At 30.9% G+C, this 3,203-nt stretch carries 2 protein-coding genes; both read right to left on the bottom strand.

What is annotated here, in order from left to right:
• Positions 1–297: 297 nt before the first annotated feature.
• Positions 298–1,509, bottom strand: coding sequence for an ATP-binding protein (locus F459_RS0121770; RefSeq protein ID WP_020614753.1), 1,212 nt, complete (start codon positions 1,507–1,509; stop codon positions 298–300).
• A gap of 244 nt (positions 1,510–1,753) precedes the next feature.
• Positions 1,754–3,052: a hypothetical protein gene (locus F459_RS0121765; protein WP_020614752.1), complete on the bottom strand. Its 1,299-nt coding sequence runs from the start codon at positions 3,050–3,052 to the stop codon at positions 1,754–1,756.
• Positions 3,053–3,203: the final 151 nt, after the last annotated feature.

Genomic DNA, 3,203 nt, shown 5'->3' with positions numbered 1-3,203 from the left:
TCGGCCCGGCTGCGTCATATCTCAGGTTCTTCATGGAGTGAACGGACGTATCTGAATATGGACCTGCTGATTGATTACGATCGGGAGGATCAGGTTTCATAAGTAAATTCTTCAGATTGAGGCAAAAAGAATTTGCGCAAGTTTATTGACACTACCTTCCTTTCTGAATTATACCATATCTTTCACAGATTAGAGCTTCCACTTTTCAATTCTGCTCTTCTTTACCCAATCTCAAGCACAAACCATGACAGTAGCCACGTCTGCTCCAATTGCTGGTTAAAAACCTTTTCTATCTTTTCAATATAAGAATCCAAATAGATATAATGGAATTTCATATCTACTTCCAACAAGAATATCATCTTTTACTAAATATGCATTTCCTAACTTTTCTTTTATTTGTTTCAATTTCTTGTTTTTCCCACCAATTTCATATATTGTTCCTTCTACTTCAAAATCTCCGGTCTTATTATAATAAATCTTATGTCCAGAATTCTTAATCATCTTTATAAAAAATATTTCTCTAATAGTTCCAATCTTTGATTCATACCCTATTTCTTCAATTATTGCATTATATAAATCCTGATTATCCAAATATATCTTTTCTGTTTGTTTTAGTAGATTACTTCCTGCTCTATTCTCTCCTAATAATTCGATCATTCCAGTCTCTTTCAATATGTTTAAATAATTCTGTATTGTCTTATTATCCAATCCGATATTCTTGGATATACTATTTATATTCAATTCTCCCGGCGGAATCGTTGCTAAATATGATAATATTCTTTTAAAATTCGATAGATTTTCTGTTTTAAGATTATAGAAATTTGATATATCTTCGAATATTGTCTTTTCAATTATTCTTAATATCTTTTGATTATATGTATTCTTATCTTCTAAATAAAATGGATAATATCCTGTTCCTAGATAATCCTTGAAATATCCCTTTATTCTCTTTACATTTGATATTTCTTCTTCAATTTTTCCCCTTTCATCCAATATTTGTCCAAGAGTCACAACTTTTGCATCAAGAATATTATTAAAAAGGAGATATTCCCTAAACGACAATCCTCCTATTCTGTATAGTACTCCCCGCCTGGATAGATCATAAGTTCCCTTTATTAGATCTATACTGGAACTTCCCGAAAAAACTATCTTTATATCTGGATATGAATCATAAGCATTCTTTAATTCTTGATTCCAATTGGGATATTTATGGATTTCATCAAAAAAGAAGTATCTTACACCATAATCATCATATAATTCATTGATAAATTCTAGTAAGTTATTCTTTGAGAAATATATATGATCTATTGAAACATAGATGCAATCATCCTTATTCTCAATCTTTTCATTGATATATTGTAGTAAAAGTGTTGTTTTTCCTGTTCCACGTGGCCCAATCAAACCAGTTAGACGATTATCGGTATTGAATTCCTTATAGATATATCTATGATGCTTGTAATTCGTATTCTGAAGTAATCTCTTATATGTGGAGATAAACCCATCTATCATATGACTCAACTCCTGTTAAATCTCTATATATTTGGATTATACTCCAATTACAATATTTTTCAAAGTGTTTTTAACATTCAATTGAGCTGCGTGGCGTTTACTGGCATGTGTTTGTGCTCTTTCCTTCATGCATTATACCATATCTTTCACAGATTAGAGCTTTCGCTTCTTAATTCTGCTCTTCTTTACTCAATCCCAAGCAAAAACCATGACAGTAGCCACGTCTGCTCCAATTGCTGGTTATCTATTTTTCATCTCCATTTTTATCATTAGTTGGTGAATTATCTCCATTAGACATGTCTTTTATAGTTATATTTGGCACTATCTTGATGTCCTTTAAATAACCATATCTGCAGCTACACATTCTATTTATTATATATTCTATTAACTTAAATGAGGACATTATGGCCTTATCCAGTACTGTTCCTTTATAAAATGTACCATTATGTATTATATCATTTCTTACTTCATAGCAAGAAGCATACCATTCACCAAAAACAGAATTCTGGTTTTTCTTATTCCATATACCACCAATAATTTGTGGCATCCAGGTAGTAAACATTTTAATGAACGGAACATCTTCAATTCTGTTGTCAGCATCATGTGAGCTAATTTTTTCTTCATTCTCCCAAAATAAAGTAATTATTGACTGCAATAGTGTTTGTATTGTTGTTACCAAGAGGACAATAGAATTCACTTTATTACCATTTAAAATTTCATATTGCGCGTTTAGCATATTTGCTTGAAAATTGGAAAATTGATAAGACTTAAAACTACTGGATAGTCCAATGCAATGAGCAAATAAATCATTTGAAATGACTTTTTTTCTTTCTTCGGAAAATTTTTCTGTATTATTTAAAAACAACCAATTATATGTTTTCCAATCATTTATTCGAATGCCTCGGAAATGCGAAATAAACTCAATATCGCCCGCTGTAATAGTCCGTACCGTACGATCACCTGATAGCATGCCATATGATATAATCAAATTATTTAATAAAAATAGAGCATCATCACGAAGTATTTCTATAGCGTTAAATACATGAAACGTTGCATTAGTAAAATCTTCATCTGATGTTCTTGAATGCTTAGAATTGCTGACTAATTCCATCAAATCATTAATATCAATATATGTTTGTTTGCTTTCAATCAATGGTTCTTCGAAAGTAAATATCATTTCACATCTTGTAATTGCTTTAAGATATTCGCATTTCATTCTTTCAATGAAGCCTGCGTAAATATTCCTTTTTTCTGTAACTCTGGAAAATATAAAAGTGATAAGACATTTATTATCTGGGTGATACATGCGACCGTAAGAATAAGTCTTTTCATCAAATGGTAGATCAAAAGGAATGATAACCGCTGTATTAAGGATAAATTTTTGGTGCAAATCTTTTAATATTGGTATAATCTCTTCATAGTAAGCCCGATTAAAAACATAATGATCATCCAATACAAGATCATCATTCGCCCATGTCTTCTCTCTATTTATTGTATTAACATACTCTATGACGGTTTTATTTTGTTCTTTATTGAATAACATAATACCTACAATATACTATCCATTTTCAGATTTGCACTCAAATCTCTAAAATATAGTGGAGTGCCCCACGAAAAGTAGACAATCCAACTATGCAGCTAATTCCAATTGTTCTTCGTATTCAGCAGGGCTAACATAGCCCAATGCTGAATGC

It is taken from the genome of Sediminispirochaeta bajacaliforniensis DSM 16054 (assembly GCF_000378205.1).
In the GTDB taxonomy this organism is placed as follows: Bacteria; Spirochaetota; Spirochaetia; order DSM-16054; family Sediminispirochaetaceae; genus Sediminispirochaeta; species Sediminispirochaeta bajacaliforniensis.
This window is presented reverse-complemented; position numbering and strand designations above follow the sequence as displayed.

Excerpts from the sequence above, each read along its gene's own strand:
- F459_RS0121770 (WP_020614753.1), bottom strand. The coding sequence starts at position 1,509 with ATGATAGATGGGTTTATCTCCACATATAAGAGATTACTTCAGAATACG.
- F459_RS0121765 (WP_020614752.1), bottom strand. The coding sequence starts at position 3,052 with ATGTTATTCAATAAAGAACAAAATAAAACCGTCATAGAGTATGTTAAT.